Origin of the sequence: Nocardioides panacisoli (assembly GCF_019448235.1) — a bacterium.
GTDB classification, from domain to species: domain Bacteria; phylum Actinomycetota; class Actinomycetes; order Propionibacteriales; family Nocardioidaceae; genus Nocardioides; species Nocardioides panacisoli_A.
This window is the reverse complement of sequence record NZ_CP080409.1, coordinates 766222-779750: the sequence shown is the minus strand read 5'-3', so window position 1 is coordinate 779750 and position 13529 is coordinate 766222. Positions and strand designations below refer to the sequence as shown.

The following is a 13529-nucleotide window of genomic DNA, read 5'->3' as shown; positions in this document are numbered from 1 at the left end:
TCAGTCCAGGGTCGCAGCGACCACGTGCGGATGGATGCGCCCCTCGAACCGGGCGGCGAGGCCGGAGCGCTCCAACTGCCCGCGCGCCCGGCGGTGGATCCTCGCTAGCCGCAGCTCGACCCCGCGCTCGGCCAGGCGGCCGTCGAGGGCGAGCAGCGCCTCGGCACCGGTCGAGTCCAGGTCCGCGATCATCTCGGCGTCCAGGACCACCCGTCGGAGCAGGGAGCGCTCCTCGAGCAGCGTGTCGACGGCACGGACGAGCCGGTCGGCGTTGGCGTAGACCAGTGACGCCTCGAATCGGACGACGGCGACGTCGGGGTGGGTCAACGCAGGTGCGTCGTCCTCCACCTCACGGAAGGTCCCGTCCTCGCTCCGCCGGACCTCGACGACGTCAGGGAAGCTGGCGCGCCGCACGAGGAACACGAGGGAGAGCGCGACGCCCACGATCATCGCGGGCAGCGTCTCCCACACCAGCACGAGGACGTAGGTGGTGAGCCCCGCGGCGAAGTCCAACCGGTTGACCGACCACAGGTCGAGCACTCGGGACGGCTTGGCCGCGGGCAGCACCGCGGCGATGACCACGGCCGACACGACGGCCTCCGGCAACAGCTCGAACACCGGGGCGAGCACCACCAGGGTGAGCACCAGGATCGCTCCCGCTGACAGGTTGGCGACCTGGGTGCGGGCCCCGGCGGCCTGCGAGGCCGCCGACTTGGTGAGGCTGCCCGACACGGCCTGCCCGCCGAACAGCCCGGCCGCGACGTTCGCGGCGCCGGCGCCCACGAGCTCCTGGTCGCCGTCGACCTTCTCGCCGGTGCTGTCCGACACCGCGCTCGCCGCCGCGTAGCCCTCCGAGAAGCCCACCAGGACCAGCGCCGCCCCCGCCACCGTGACCTCGAGCCAGGTCCGGACGTCGATGCCGGGGAGTGCCGGGGCCGGCAGACCCTGCGGGATCGAGCCGAGCACCGCGATCGTGCCGTCGTCGAGCCCGAACGCCCACACCGCCGCAATGGCTCCGACGACCACGACCAAGGCTCCGGGCACGCGGGCCGCCCAGCGCTCGAGACCGACGAGCAGCCCCAGGGCGAGTACGCCGAGGACCACGGTGGCCGGATCCCACTGTCCGACACGTGCCACCACCTGCCCGGCTCGCACGACAGCGCTCTCGGCGTCGATCTCCACCCCGAGCAGGTCGTCGAGCTGGCCGATGATGATCGAGAGCGACAGACCCGCGACGAAGGCGTGCAGCACCGGTCGGGAGATGAAGTTGACGATCCACCCGAGCCGCAGCAGTCCCGCGAGGAGCAGCAGCAGCCCCGAGGACACGGCGAGCGCAGCTGTGAGGGCGACGGGGTCGGCTCCGTCGGAGGCGAGCTCCGCGACCAACGAGGCGCTCAGCGCCGCGACCGCGGACGCCGGCCCCACGACGAGGATCGACGTGCCGCCGGTGAGCGCGTACACCGCAACCGCGGCGATCGCGGCGTACAGGCCGACCTCCGGCGGAACCCCTGCGATGCCGGCGTAGCCGATGGACTCGGGGATCAGCAGTGCGGCGAGTGCGATGCCCGCGACGAGGTCCGGCCGCAGGTCCCTCCCCACGCGGTAGCGCGGCGCCCACCCCAGGATCGGCAGGAACGTGCTCGGGTTCCGGGCGGGTCGACGCGTCAGCCCACCCGCGTCCTGCTCGGAACTCACCCTCGGCACCGCCTCCGCATCGTGCCCTCCCCTCCGGAGCCTCCACCCTCACCGCGGGGCCACCGCACCGCCTCCCCCGCTGCGGGTGATCATCCTGCCGGGGTGAGGTGACCCGCCCCCCTCGCTGCTGGACTCGTGGCATGGAAGCAGCCGAGGTCCTCATCCCCCTCGCCCGCGTCGGCATGCTGGTCTTCGTCGTCGCCAGCATGCTCGGGACGGGGCTCTCCCTCACTTTCGGTGCCGTCGCGCGCCCGCTGCGCGACGTCCGCCTCGTCCTCGGCCTGCTGGTGGCCAACTTCGTCGTGGTCCCCGCCACCGGCGTGCTGATCGTCACGGCGCTGCCGGTCGACGAGGCCTCCCGGACGTCCCTGCTGCTCGTCGCCTGCGTTGCCGGTGCCCCGTTCCTGGCACCACTGGCCAAACTGGCCGGCGGCGACGCCGCCACCGCGGTCGGCAGCATGGTGCTGCTGATGGTGGTGACCGTGGCCTACGCCCCCGTGGTCGTACCGTGGCTGGTCCCCGAGGCCGCGGTCGCACCCGGTGAGATCGCCGGATCCCTGGTCTGGCTGATGATCCTGCCGCTCGCGATCGGGCTGCTGGTCCACGCCCGTCACCCCCACCATGCCGGCCGGTGGGCCCCGGGAGTCCAGCGGCTCTCGACGACCGGCCTCGTCCTCGGCCTGGCAGCCGCTCTGCTCGCCGGCTGGCGCGACCTCCTCGGCGTGGCGGGCACGTGGGTGCTCCTCGGCGTCGCCTTCCTGATACTGGCCGGCCTCGCGGCCGGCACGCTGTCGGGCCTCGGACGTCCGGGCAGCGAGCGGCGGGTCCTCGAGCTCGCCGCGGCCCAGCGCAACATCGCTGCCGCCATCGTGATCGCGAGCAGCCTCTCCCCCGACGTCGTGGTCCGGACCCTGGCCGCCGCCGTGGCGATGCCCGTGGTGCTCCTGCTCTTCGCCGCCGAGCTCGGCCGGCGCAGCGGGGACACCCCGGACGCGCCGGGGAACCCTGCTCAGCGAGCCTCCGGGAACACCTGAGCCCAGTCCCGCGCCATGCTCACCACGGTCCACCCCAGTGCGGAGCCCACCTCGGTGATCGGCTCCGCCTCGGCGAAGCTCTGGGCCACGCTGGTGTAGGCGACCTCACGGTCGGCGTCGTCGTGGTCGACCAGGAGCGCCAGGGACGGCCCGTCCTGACCGGCTGCCCACTCGAGCATCTCGCGATCGCCCCCGGAGTTGCCCGCAGCCAACCGGGGTCGCCGCCCGAGCTGGGACTGGATGGCACTCACCTTCGCCGCCCCCTCGTTGGGGCCCTTGTCGACCTCCGCCGTACGGCGCAGGCGTGGTCGTCCGCCCGCATCGCGGTCGTAGTCGTAGGCAATCATCGTCCCGACCACGAGTTCGGGCGGTACGCCGTAGAGGTCGTCACTGACGGCCCGCACGAACTCCGTGCCACCGCCGCTGACGATGCTCACCGTGACGTCGCGAGCGCGGAGGGCGTCGAGCAGCTCCAGCATCGGCTGGTAGACCGCCCAGCGATGCCGGCGGCCGAGGGTCGGATGCGGGGCACGCGCCATGAAGGCACCCACGCTGGCGGTGAACTCCTCCGGGGTCCAGCCCTCGCAGAGCTCGGTGAGCGCGAGCGCCACCCTCACCAGCCCGAGGTCGCCGATCGCCTCGGGGTCGCCGTCGAGGACCGCGGCGTACTCCGGCCGGTCCTGGATCGTCGCGTCCGCACGGTCCGCGGCCCGGAGCAGGTCGATCAGGTAGTCGAACTGCACGTAGGTCGGCCGCTCGCACCACAGCGTCCCGTCGTTGTCGAAGCAGGCGAGGCGGTCCGCCACCGGTACGTCGGTGACCGCGTCGAGGAACGCGACCACGGACTCGCGCACCGCGCCGGGACGCCACGAGGGAAGCGGGTCACCCATCGTCGCTCCCCGGGTCCCGCCGGACGCACCGGAAGCCGACGTGACTCATGCCGGTGTCGACCATCTGTGGCCGCCGGGCGGCCGGGCGGTAGCGCAGGCAGTAGCTGTCGGCGCACAGGTGGGAGCCCCCCTTGATCACCTTGCGGCCGGTCCGGAACTGCGGCTGCCGGGGGTCGAGGCTGCCCTCGAGATCTCCCCCGCGCGGGTCGACCGGTGCGCAGCAGGCCGTCTCCGCGGCCTCGGGGTGGCGGCTGGTCCACCAGTCCTCGGTCCACTCCCAGACGTTGCCGGCCATGTCGAAGAGCCCGAATCCGTTGGCGGGAAAACTGCCGACCGGCGCCGTGCGGAGGTGGCCGCTCTCCCTCGAGTGTCGCCAAGGGAAGTCGGGGCCGTCCCAGGTGTTGGCCATGATCCGGCCGTCGGGGCGCTTCTCGTGACCCCAGGTGTAGGGGGCGCCGTCGAGGCCGCCGCGAGCGGCGTACTCCCACTCGGCCTCGCTCGGCAGGTCGAGTCCGGCCCAGTCGGCGTACGCGCGCGCGTCCTCGTGGCACACCTGGACGACCGGATGGTCGGGGATCCGCTTGACCGAGCTCCCCGGACCGTACGGCGCGTGCCAGTGCGCCCCCGGCGTCCACGTCCACCACTGGCTGAGGTGGCGCAGGTCGACCGGACCGTCGGTGGGCGTGAAGACCATCGAGCCGGGGACCAGGTTCGCCGGTGGGGCACCGGGGAAGCCGGCTGGGTCGAGCGGTCGCTCGGCGACGGTCACGTAGCCGGTCGCCCGTACGAAGCGCGCGAACTCGGCGTTGGTCACCGGTGTCGGACTGATCGAGAAGGCACCGACCCGCACCGGGTGGGTCGGCGCCTCCTCCGGGTAGTGGTCGTCAGAGCCCATCCGGAACGCGCCGCCGGGCAGGGCGACGAGCTCGCGGCCCCGCTCAGGCGCTCGAGATTCCGGCACGCATCTTCTCCATGACCTTGCCCACGGTGAAGCTCGCCGACTCCTGGCGCGGTGGGAAGTCCTGCAGCGTCTGCAGCATCCGCGCGACGTAGGTCTGTGAGGGAACCAGGACCCAGGCGTGGTCCAGGAGCCAGTCGTAATAGGTGTTGGAGGTGATGTCGGCGCGCTCGAAGGGATCGGTGCGGAGGTTGAAGATCTTGGGCACGCGCAGCTCGGTGTAGGGCTCGGCCCACACGTTCAGCGTGCCGGTGGCGCGTTGCTCCATGAAGACGATCTTCCAGTTGTCGAACCGGAGCGCCGTCAGGTCGCCGTCGTCGGAGCAGTAGAAGAAGTGTTGCCGGGGGCTCGCCGCGACCGTCCCGGTGATGTAGTCGAGCTGGTCGTGACCGTCCAGGTGCACCCGGTAGGTCGAGCCGGCCAGGTCGGTGCCCTGCTTGAGCCGGTCCGCGACGTCGGCGTCGCCGGCGGCGGCGAGCAGGGTGACGAACCAGTCGTTGTGGCTGACGATGCCGTTGCGCACCGCGCCGGCGGGGAACCGGCTCGGCCACCGGACCAGCGCCGGCACGCGGTAGGCACCCTCCCAGTTGGAGTTCTTCTCGTTGCGGAACGGCGTCATGCCCGCATCGGGCCAGGTGTTCATGTGTGGGCCGTTGTCGGTGGAGTACATGACGATCGTGTCCTCCGCGAGGCCCTGGTCGTCGAGCCAGTCGAGCACCTCCCCCACGAGCTCGTCGTGGTCGCACATCGTGTCGTGGTACTCCGACTGCCACCGCCCGGCCTTCCCCCGGCTGCTGTCCTTGGCGTGGGTCCGGAAGTGCATGTGGGTGGTGTTCAGCCACAGGAAGAACGGGGTGTCCGCGTCCCGCGCCTCACCCATGAAGCGCAGCGCCTCGGGCAGCACCTCGTCGTCGATGGTCTTCATCCGCTCCTTGGTGAGCGGGCCGGTGTCCTCGATCCGGTGGGTGCCGTCTCCGTTGGCCCAGGAGTGGATCACGCCGCGTGGCCCGAAGTTCTTGCGGAAGTCGGGAAAGTCCTCCTCCGAGGGGTAGTCGTCGAGCTCGGGCTCCTCCTCGGCGTTGAGGTGGTAGAGGTTGCCGAAGAACTCGTCGAACCCGTGCATGGTGGGCAGGAACTCGTCGCGGTCGCCGAAGTGGTTCTTGCCGAACTGGCCGGTGGCGTAACCGAGGTTCTTCAGCGCGGTCGCGATGGTGGGGTCCTCGGCCCGCAGGCCGATGTCGGCTCCCGGCATGCCGACCTTGGTGAGGCCGGTGCGGTAGGGGTTCTGTCCGGTGATGAAGGCGGCGCGGCCCGCGGTGCAGCTCTGCTCGCCGTAGTAGTCGGTGAACCGCACTCCCTCGTCGGCGATCCGGTCGATGTTGGGCGTCCGGTAGCCCATCATCCCCTCGCTGTAGCAGCTGAGGTTGCTGATCCCGATGTCGTCGCCCCAGATGATCAGGATGTTCGGCATGTCCGACATGGCTGGCCCTTCTCGCGTGGGTGATCAAGCTCCACGTCGAACATAGGGAGCCCCGCCCCCCGGCGCCCTCACCCTGCGCGGGTGACTCACCCCGGCGGGGATCGCCGGGCCGGCGCAGGCGCCCTCACCGTTGGTGGGCGCCCGCCGGCTCCAGCAGGGCGACGCACTCCACGTGGTGGGTCATGGGGAACAGGTCGAAGGCCCGCAGCGAGCGGAGCCGGTAACCGTGCTCGGCGAACAGCGCCACGTCGCGGGCCAGGGCGGCCGGGTCGCAGGCGACGTGCGCGACCGCACGGGGCCGCCGCGCGACCACCTGCTCGACCACGCGACGCTTGGCGCCGGCACGCGGCGGGTCCAGCACGACCAGGTCGAACGGCTCGTCGTACGCCGCCTCGAGGGTGGCCCCGACGTCTCCGGCGGCCGCGGTCACGCCCGGACAGTTGACCTCGATCAGGTCGGCGGCACGACGGTCCCCCTCCACCGCGACCACGCAGGAGTCCTCACCGACCGCCTCGGCGAGGAACCGGGTGAAGAGGCCGACACCGGCGTAGAGGTCCAGGACCCGCTCGCCGGGTCGCGGCGCCAAGGCCTCGAGCACCGCCCGGACGAGCGTCTCCGGGGCGGCGGGATGGACCTGCCAGAAGCCGCCGTCGGCCACGGTGAACGAGCGGCCGTCGACGACGTGGCGCGGGCCATCCGGCGCCTCCAGCAGGCAGTCCTCGACCGGCACCACCTCGTGCGACCGGTGCCGCCGCATGCCGCGGCCGCCGTCCGGCAGCCGGGCGTAGCGGTGACGGGTCCGCCAGCGCAGCCCCTCCTCGTCCGGACCGGCGAGCGGGTTGGACACCTCCTCGACGACCACGGCGACGTCGAGGTCGGCCAGCCGCGCGAGCTGCTCCCGGACGACGTCGGCCTTCAGCGAACGCTGCCGCGCGGGGGCGACGTGCTGGAAGTCGCAGCCACCGCACAGTCCGGGGCCGGCCACCGGGCACGGAGGGACCACGCGGTCCGTGGCGGGCTCGTGCACCGCCACGGCGTCCCCGCGCCAGAACCGGTCGCCGGCAGTGCCCTCGGTGAGCTCGACAGTCACGACCTCGCCGGGCAGCGCGTGGCGCACGAACACGACGCGGGAGGCGCCGTCCTCGGTCGGCACCCTCGCCACGCAGTGGCCGCCGTGGGCGACGGGGCCGACGGTGACGTCGTACCGCTCCCCCACGACCGACCGGCCGCGCTGTGCTCGCCGGCGGGGGCGGCGTTGCCGGGCCTGGCGACGGCTCACGCGTCGGGACCCTCGTCGGGCACCCGGCCACCACGGAGGTCGCCCGGCTGTACCCGGAGGTCACCGCGCTCCTCCCGCTCGCGGGCGCGCTGGGAGGAGCGCAGCTGGTAGGGCACGGACGTGACCATGACGCCGGGGGTGAACAGCAGCCGCCCCTTCAGGCGCAGCGCCGTCTGGTTGTGCAGCAGCTGCTCCCACCAGCGCCCCACGACGTACTCGGGGATGTAGACCGCCACGACACCACGGGGGTTGGCCCGGCGGATCTCGCTGGCGTACTCGACGATCGGCTTGATGATCTCCCGGTAGGGCGAGTGCAGCACCTTCAGTGGTACGCCGGTGTTGCGCGTCTCCCACTCCTGCAGCAGCTGCGCGGTCTCGGCGGGGTCCACGGAGACGTAGATGCCCTCGAGTGCGTTGGGGCGCGACGCCTTCGCGAACGCGAGGGCACGCAGCGTGGGCTTGTGCAGCTTGGCCACCAGCACCATCGCGTGCACCCGGGTCGGCATCACCTTGTCCTCGTCGGCGATGGCGAGCTCGGCTGCGACCCGGTCGTAGTGGATCTTGATCGAGCGCATCAGGGTGAACAGCACCAGCATGGCCGCGATCGAGATCCAGGCGCCCTGGGCGAACTTGGTCACCAGCACCACCACGAGCACGACGGCGGTCACGGTGAGCCCGAAGGCGTTGATCGCGCGACTGCCCTGCATGGTGCGCCGGGCCGCCGCGGCCTTGGTGGTGCGCAGCAACCGCGTCCAGTGCCGCACCATCCCCGCCTGGCTGACGGTGAAGGCGACGAAGACGCCGACGATGTAGAGCTGGATCAGGCTCGTCACCTCGGCACGGAAGGCCACGATGAGCACGATCGCGGCGCCGGCCAGCAGCAGTACGCCGTTGGAGTAGGCCAGACGGTCACCACGCGAGGCCAGGGCCCGGGGCGCGTAGCCGTCCCCGGCCAGGATCGAGGCCAGCACCGGGAAGCCGTTGAACGCGGTGTTGGCGGCCAGCAGCAGCACCAGCATCGTGATGAGCGCGATGAAGACGAAGCCCGGCATGAAGTTGTCGAAGATCGTCTCCGCGAGCTGTCCCAGCACGGGGTCCTGGTGGAAGTCCTCTCCTACCGGTGAGCCGTCGGCGTTGAGCAGCCGGTCCTGGGGCTCCTCGGAGACCCGGACGTCGGTGAGGTTGGCCAGCACCACCACCGACACCGCGAGCGTCACCGCGATGGCGCCGAGGATCGACAGCGTCGTCGCCGCGTTGCGGCCCTTGGGCTGCTGGAACGCGGGCACGCCGTTGCCCAGCGCCTGCACGCCGGTCAGCGTCGCCGACCCCGACGCGAACGCCCGCAGCAACAGGAAGACCATCGCGGCCCCGCCGACCTCGTCGGCAGTGGAGTCCTGGGCGACAATCTGCAGGTCGGCGCTCGGCGCGTCGGGCAGGCCGCCGCCGAGGAACTCCCGCGCGAACCCCCACACGACCATCGCCAGCAGGCCCACGATGAAGAGATAGGTCGGCACCGCGAACGCCGTCTGCGACTCGCGGACGCCGCGCAGGTTGACCGCCGTCAGCAGCAGCACCGCACCGACCGCGATCCAGACCTGCTGGCCGGCGAACGCGTCGACCGTGGTGGCGGCGTACTGCGAGGCGGCCGAGATCGACACCGCGACCGTCAGGGCGTAGTCGGTCAGCAACGCGCTCGCCACCGTGAGGCCCGCCGTCGAGCCCAGGTTGGTGCGCGCGACCTCGTAGTCACCGCCACCGGAGCGGTAGGCCTGCACGTTCTGGCGGTAGGACAGCACCACCACGAACATGACGAACGCGATGACCAGGGCGATCTTCCACGAGAAGGCGTACGCCGACACGCCCGCGAAGGCGAGGATCAGGAAGATCTCGTCGGGGGCATAGGCCACCGAGGAGAGCGGGTCGTTGGCAAAGACCGGTAGCGCGATCCGCTTGGACAGCAGTCGCTCGCCGAGCTGCGCACTACGGAGCTTGCGCCCGACCACGATGCGCTTGGCTACGTCTCCGACACCCACGAGCCTCAACGCTATACGGTTGAGCCGTGCACGTCGTGATCATGGGCTGCGGCCGGGTCGGATCGACCCTCGCGCGCAGCTTGGAGGAACGCAACCACACCGTGTCGGTGATCGACTCCGACCCGGACGCCTTCCGCCGCCTGGGCCCCGCCTTCAACGGCGACAAGATCGCCGGGATGGGGTTCGACCAGGGGGTGCTGGAGAAGGCCGGGATCCGACGCGCCGACGCCTTCGCAGCGGTCTCCAGCGGCGACAACTCCAACATCATCGCCGCGCGTGTCGCGCGGGAGACCTTCGACATCGACCAGGTCGTCGCCCGGATCTACGACCCGGGACGCGCCGAGGTCTACCAGCGGTTGGGCATCACCACCGTCGCCACCGTGAAGTGGACCTCCGACCAGGTGCTGCGCCGCATCCTGCCCGCCGGCGCCGAGCCGGACTTCCGCGACCCGAGCGGCAAGATCCGCGTCGAGCACGTGATGGTGCCCGAGCGGTGGGTCGGGTCCGGGATCATCGACTTCCAGAAGCAGTCCAAGGCCCGGATCGCCTGGATCGACCGCCTCGGCGAGGGCATGCTGCCCACCGGCCAGACGGTGCTGCAGGAGGGTGACATGCTGCACGTGGTGATCCGCGAGGAGCTGGCGACGCGTGCCTACCAGTCCCTCGCCGACGGCCCCGGCCAGGACGAGTGAGGGAGGACGCGACATGCGGGTAGCCATCGCCGGAGCCGGCGCCGTGGGCCGCTCGATCGCCAGTGAGCTGATCGAGAACGGCCACACCGTCCTGCTCATCGACAAGGCACCGGGCGCCATCCGGCCCGAACGGGTGCCGGAGGCGGAGTGGTTGCTGGCCGACAGCTGCGAGCTGTCCTCGCTGGAGGAGGCGCGGCTGGACCGCTGCGACGTGGTGATCGCGGCGAGCGGCGACGACAAGGTCAACCTGGTCACCTCGCTGCTGGCCAAGACCGAGTTCGGCGTCCCCCGCACCGTGGGGCGGGTCAACCACCCCAACAACGAGTGGCTCTTCACCGAGGCGTGGGGCGTGGACGTCAACGTCTCGACACCGCGGATCATGTCGGCGCTGGTCGAGGAGGCCGTCGCCGTGGGCGACCTGGTGCGCCTGTTCACGCTGCGCCAGGGCGAGGCCAACCTGGTCGAGCTCACGCTGCCCGCGGAGTCGCCCTACGTCGGCAAGCCGGCGGGGCTGATCCCGTTCCCGGAGAACTGCGCGCTGGTCACGATCCTGCGCGACAGCCAGGTCTACGTGCCCACGCCGGAGCAGCCGATCGAGGCCGGCGACGAGTTGCTGTTCGTGGTGCCCGCCGCCCTCGAGGACGACCTGGAGCGCCTGCTGAACCCGGCCTCACACCCGGCCTGAGCCCGCACCGCCCTGCTCGGCGGCGGGCTCGGGCTCCAGCGGCGTCGCGTTGCGGGCGAGCAGCCAGATCATGGTGGCGAAGGACGCGATCCGGATCACCCAGCCCAGCCCCATCCGCAGGATGACGATCACCAGCACGGCGGTCTCGGCGTCGATAGTGCCGCCGTAGCCGAGCAGCCACACCGGCCCCTGCAGCAGCACACCGATCGCGCCGGGGGCCATCAGCACCCACGTCAGGCGGGTGCACAGCTTCACGACCTGCGGGTTGCGCCGCCACCCGAGCGGGTCCTCGGTCGCGGCGCCGATCATGAACCCCACGACCGGCCACCGCGTCAGGCAGGAGAGGGCGAGCACGATGCTGTAGCCCAGGCTGTAGAGGATGCCGGGCAGGAAGAACGCCAGCGCCTGGTCGGTCTCCGAACCTCCCGAGCTCGCCGCGATCCGCACGAAGACCCAGCCGATGCCGATCGCGAAGAGCGCGTTGAGCACGTACTGCAGGGTGCTGCGCTGCACCAGCCGCACCACCAGGGCCACCAGCGCCACGGCGAGGCTGGCCACCAGCGCCCACTGGAGCTCGGAGAAGATCAGCCACACCGCGGTGAAGGTGATGCCCGGGATGCCGGCCTCGAGCATCCCGCGGCGACCGCCCAGCGCGTGGGAGAGCTGGCGGCGCACCAGCGCCTCCACCGTCTCCACGTCCGGTGGCGGGGTCCAGTCGTCGGCGGCGGCCTCGGCCGCGGCGGCGCGCTCGTCGTTCACAGCAGCTCGTAGCGCGGGTTGTAGAGCACGCGGCTGCCGTCGAAGTTGCCGATCCGCCCGGTGACCTCCATCGACCGCCCGGGAGTGATGCCGGCGATCTTGCGGCGGCCGAGCCAGATCAGCGTGATCGTGCCGCTGCCGTCGTACAGCTCCGCCTCGAGGGCGGGTACGCCGCCACGCGGCCGCAGCGTCACGGTGCGCAGGGTGCCCCGCAGCTGGACGGGCGTGCGGTCGGGGGCGTCGGCGATGGTGTCGCCACCCTCGGACGCGAAGGTGCGTCGCAGGTCCTGGGCTTCCTGGTGGGTGGTGTTGGCCCACCTGCTGATGGTGCGTCGCAGTCGACTCTTCGCCACGCCGGTGCCTCTCGTCTCAGTCCGCCTGCTGGGTGCCCTCGGGCATCTGGAGGGGCAGCTGCTCCCCGACCGGCATGGCGTGGTCCCCCCGCCGGACGGCGACGTTGGTGATCGCCTCCTCCCAGTCCGCGGCGCCCTCGGGCTCCCGGGCGGGCGTGCCGAGCAGGGTCGCGCGCAGCAGCCAGCGCGGGCCGTTGATGCCGATGACGCGGGAGGTCTGGGTGCCGGTCTTGCCCTCGGCGGTGCGGACCTGCATCTCGTAGACCAGCTCGGTGCCGAAGGGGCCCTCGCGCTCGGAGGAGGTGCCGCCCTTCTGGGCGACGTCGGCGGCGATCTGGGGGCGGATGTCCTCCCACAGGTCGCCGTGGCGCGGCGCGGCGTAGGCCCGCAGCTCGACCGCACCCTCCTTGCCGGCGAGGACCACCGAGCGGACCTCGCCGGAGCCCTGGTCGACCTGCACGCGCAGGTCCTTGCCCCAGCCCGGGGCGACCACCAGGCCGCCGAGGTCGACGCGGGTCAGGCCGTCGTCAGGGAGCTCGGCGATGTCGTAGGGGCCCTCGGGCGACGCCTCGGCCGACGACGCCCCGGCGTCGGGGTCGTTGCCCGACGCCTCGTCGACGGCATCGGTCGACTCTGCCTTGCGGCGAAACCTCACTGCTGACCTCTCCTCGAGTCCGGTGACGGCGCGGCTGCGCCCTCCCCTGCGACGGCGAAGCCGCCGGTAGAACCGTAGCCGCCGGCGCCACGGGCCGTCTCGGGAAGGGTGGGGGTGGGCACGAACCGTGCGCGCTCACACCGCTGGATCACCAGCTGGGCGACGCGGTCACCCCGACGGAGCTCGATCGGCTCGGTCGGGTCGTGGTTGATCAGCAGCACCTTGATCTCGCCCCGGTAGCCGGCGTCGACGGTGCCGGGTGTGTTGACGATCGAGAGCCCGTGGCGGGCGGCGAGTCCGGAGCGCGGGTGCACCAGCGCGACGTACCCCTCCGGCAGTGCGATCGCGATCCCGGTCGGGACCAGGGCGCGCTCCCCCGGCGCGAGGGCAACGTCGACGGTGGTGAGCAGGTCGGCGCCCGCGTCACCGGGGTGGGCGTAGCTCGGCGGCGGCAGGTCCTCGTCGAGCAGCTGGACGGCGATCTCGAGCTCGGGATGGGCGGTCACGCCTCGACCCTACGCGCCGCGCACGCGCGCGGGATGGGACCATCGGCGGTGTGGAGAAGCCCCCGGAGTACCAAGAGCGCCTCAGCGTGCCGATCCGCTGGTGGGCCCAGGGGACGATGCTCGTCGCCAGCTTCTGGCTGGCGCTGGTGGTCGCGGTGCCCGAGCCGGTCGCCTGGACGGCCACGGCGATCGCCATGGCGTTGCTCGTGCTCGGCCTGTGGTGGTTCGGCGAGGCGCGGCTCCGGGTGGCCGGCGACTGGTTCGTCGCCGGACGGGCGCGGATCGAGGCGACGCACCTGGGGGCCGCCGACGCCCTCGACGCCGAGGAGACCCGCCGGGTGTCCGGCCCGGGGGCGGACGCCCGCGCACACCTGCTGTTGCGGCCCTACGTGCGCCGCGCGGTCCGGGTGGAGGTCACCGACCCGCGCGACCCGGCGCCGTACTGGCTGGTGAGCTCGCGGCATCCCGAGGCGCTGGCCGCCGCTCTCACGGCGCTGGTCAAGGGTTAGG

14 protein-coding genes are annotated in these 13529 nt (G+C 72.1%); 4 read left to right on the top strand and 10 right to left on the bottom strand.

Annotation, left to right across the window (positions count from 1 at the left end):
- Entirely contained in the window at window positions 1-1695 is a 1695-nt protein-coding gene (locus KUV85_RS03840; protein ID WP_219961898.1) for a SulP family inorganic anion transporter, read from the bottom strand.
- 140 nt (window positions 1696-1835) lie between these two features.
- Here KUV85_RS03840 and KUV85_RS03835 point away from each other — a divergent pair, with 140 nt between their 5' ends.
- Window positions 1836-2729: a bile acid:sodium symporter family protein gene (locus tag KUV85_RS03835; protein ID WP_219961897.1), complete on the top strand. Its 894-nt coding sequence runs from the start codon at window positions 1836-1838 to the stop codon at window positions 2727-2729.
- Here KUV85_RS03835 and KUV85_RS03830 read toward each other — a convergent pair.
- The 5 genes from KUV85_RS03830 to KUV85_RS03810 all read right to left on the bottom strand — a co-directional run bounded on the left by KUV85_RS03830 (window position 2705) and on the right by KUV85_RS03810 (window position 9369).
- Entirely contained in the window at window positions 2705-3619 is a 915-nt protein-coding gene (locus KUV85_RS03830) for an HAD family hydrolase (protein ID WP_219961896.1), read from the bottom strand. The genes KUV85_RS03835 and KUV85_RS03830 overlap by 25 nt on opposite strands.
- Window positions 3612-4580 carry a formylglycine-generating enzyme family protein gene (locus KUV85_RS03825; protein ID WP_219961895.1) on the bottom strand — a complete coding sequence of 323 codons (969 nt, stop codon included), beginning with the start codon at window positions 4578-4580 and terminating at the stop codon, window positions 3612-3614. The genes KUV85_RS03830 and KUV85_RS03825 overlap by 8 nt, the downstream gene beginning before the upstream one ends.
- Window positions 4558-6057: an arylsulfatase gene (locus KUV85_RS03820; protein ID WP_219961894.1), complete on the bottom strand. Its 1500-nt coding sequence runs from the start codon at window positions 6055-6057 to the stop codon at window positions 4558-4560. Before KUV85_RS03820 ends, KUV85_RS03825 begins: the two co-directional genes overlap by 23 nt.
- 124 nt (window positions 6058-6181) lie before the next feature.
- A complete protein-coding gene (locus KUV85_RS03815) occupies window positions 6182-7336 on the bottom strand; it encodes a class I SAM-dependent RNA methyltransferase (RefSeq protein WP_219961893.1) in 1155 nt (384 codons plus the stop codon).
- Complete coding sequence (locus KUV85_RS03810) at window positions 7333-9369, bottom strand: APC family permease (protein ID WP_219961892.1); 2037 nt, start codon at window positions 9367-9369, stop codon at window positions 7333-7335. Before KUV85_RS03810 ends, KUV85_RS03815 begins: the two co-directional genes overlap by 4 nt.
- Before the next feature lie 41 nt (window positions 9370-9410).
- Here KUV85_RS03810 and KUV85_RS03805 point away from each other — a divergent pair, with 41 nt between their 5' ends.
- The gene (locus KUV85_RS03805) at window positions 9411-10061 is read left to right on the top strand and encodes a potassium channel family protein (RefSeq protein WP_425299395.1); all 651 of its coding nucleotides are present in this window, start codon (window positions 9411-9413) and stop codon (window positions 10059-10061) included.
- Between the two features lie 13 nt (window positions 10062-10074).
- The gene (locus tag KUV85_RS03800) at window positions 10075-10746 is read left to right on the top strand and encodes a potassium channel family protein (RefSeq protein ID WP_219961890.1); all 672 of its coding nucleotides are present in this window, start codon (window positions 10075-10077) and stop codon (window positions 10744-10746) included.
- On the opposite strand, the gene KUV85_RS03795 is transcribed toward KUV85_RS03800, so the two are convergent.
- From KUV85_RS03795 to dut, 4 genes are read right to left on the bottom strand one after another with little or no spacing between them, the layout of a single operon-like run.
- Window positions 10732-11505, bottom strand: a complete 774-nt coding sequence (locus KUV85_RS03795; protein WP_219961889.1) for a DUF3159 domain-containing protein — start codon at window positions 11503-11505, stop codon at window positions 10732-10734. The two genes, KUV85_RS03800 and KUV85_RS03795, sit on opposite strands and share 15 nt — an antisense overlap.
- Window positions 11502-11858, bottom strand: coding sequence for an OB-fold nucleic acid binding domain-containing protein (locus tag KUV85_RS03790; RefSeq protein ID WP_237690194.1), 357 nt, complete (start codon window positions 11856-11858; stop codon window positions 11502-11504). The genes KUV85_RS03795 and KUV85_RS03790 overlap by 4 nt, the downstream gene beginning before the upstream one ends.
- 16 nt (window positions 11859-11874) lie before the next feature.
- Complete coding sequence (locus KUV85_RS03785) at window positions 11875-12513, bottom strand: DUF3710 domain-containing protein (protein WP_219961888.1); 639 nt, start codon at window positions 12511-12513, stop codon at window positions 11875-11877.
- Window positions 12510-13019 carry a dUTP diphosphatase gene (dut, locus tag KUV85_RS03780; RefSeq protein WP_219961887.1) on the bottom strand — a complete coding sequence of 170 codons (510 nt, stop codon included), beginning with the start codon at window positions 13017-13019 and terminating at the stop codon, window positions 12510-12512. Before dut ends, KUV85_RS03785 begins: the two co-directional genes overlap by 4 nt.
- Window positions 13020-13069: 50 nt before the next feature.
- On the opposite strand from dut, the gene KUV85_RS03775 reads away from it, so the two are divergent.
- Complete coding sequence (locus KUV85_RS03775) at window positions 13070-13528, top strand: DUF3093 domain-containing protein (protein ID WP_219961886.1); 459 nt, start codon at window positions 13070-13072, stop codon at window positions 13526-13528.
- Window position 13529 lies beyond the last annotated feature (1 nt).

Excerpts from the sequence above, each read along its gene's own strand:
- KUV85_RS03805 (WP_425299395.1), top strand. The coding sequence starts at position 9,411 with ATGGGCTGCGGCCGGGTCGGATCGACCCTCGCGCGCAGCTTGGAGGAA.
- KUV85_RS03830 (WP_219961896.1), bottom strand. The coding sequence starts at position 3,619 with ATGGGTGACCCGCTTCCCTCGTGGCGTCCCGGCGCGGTGCGCGAGTCC.
- KUV85_RS03835 (WP_219961897.1), top strand. The coding sequence starts at position 1,836 with ATGGAAGCAGCCGAGGTCCTCATCCCCCTCGCCCGCGTCGGCATGCTG.
- KUV85_RS03800 (WP_219961890.1), top strand. The coding sequence starts at position 10,075 with ATGCGGGTAGCCATCGCCGGAGCCGGCGCCGTGGGCCGCTCGATCGCC.
- KUV85_RS03820 (WP_219961894.1), bottom strand. The coding sequence starts at position 6,057 with ATGTCGGACATGCCGAACATCCTGATCATCTGGGGCGACGACATCGGG.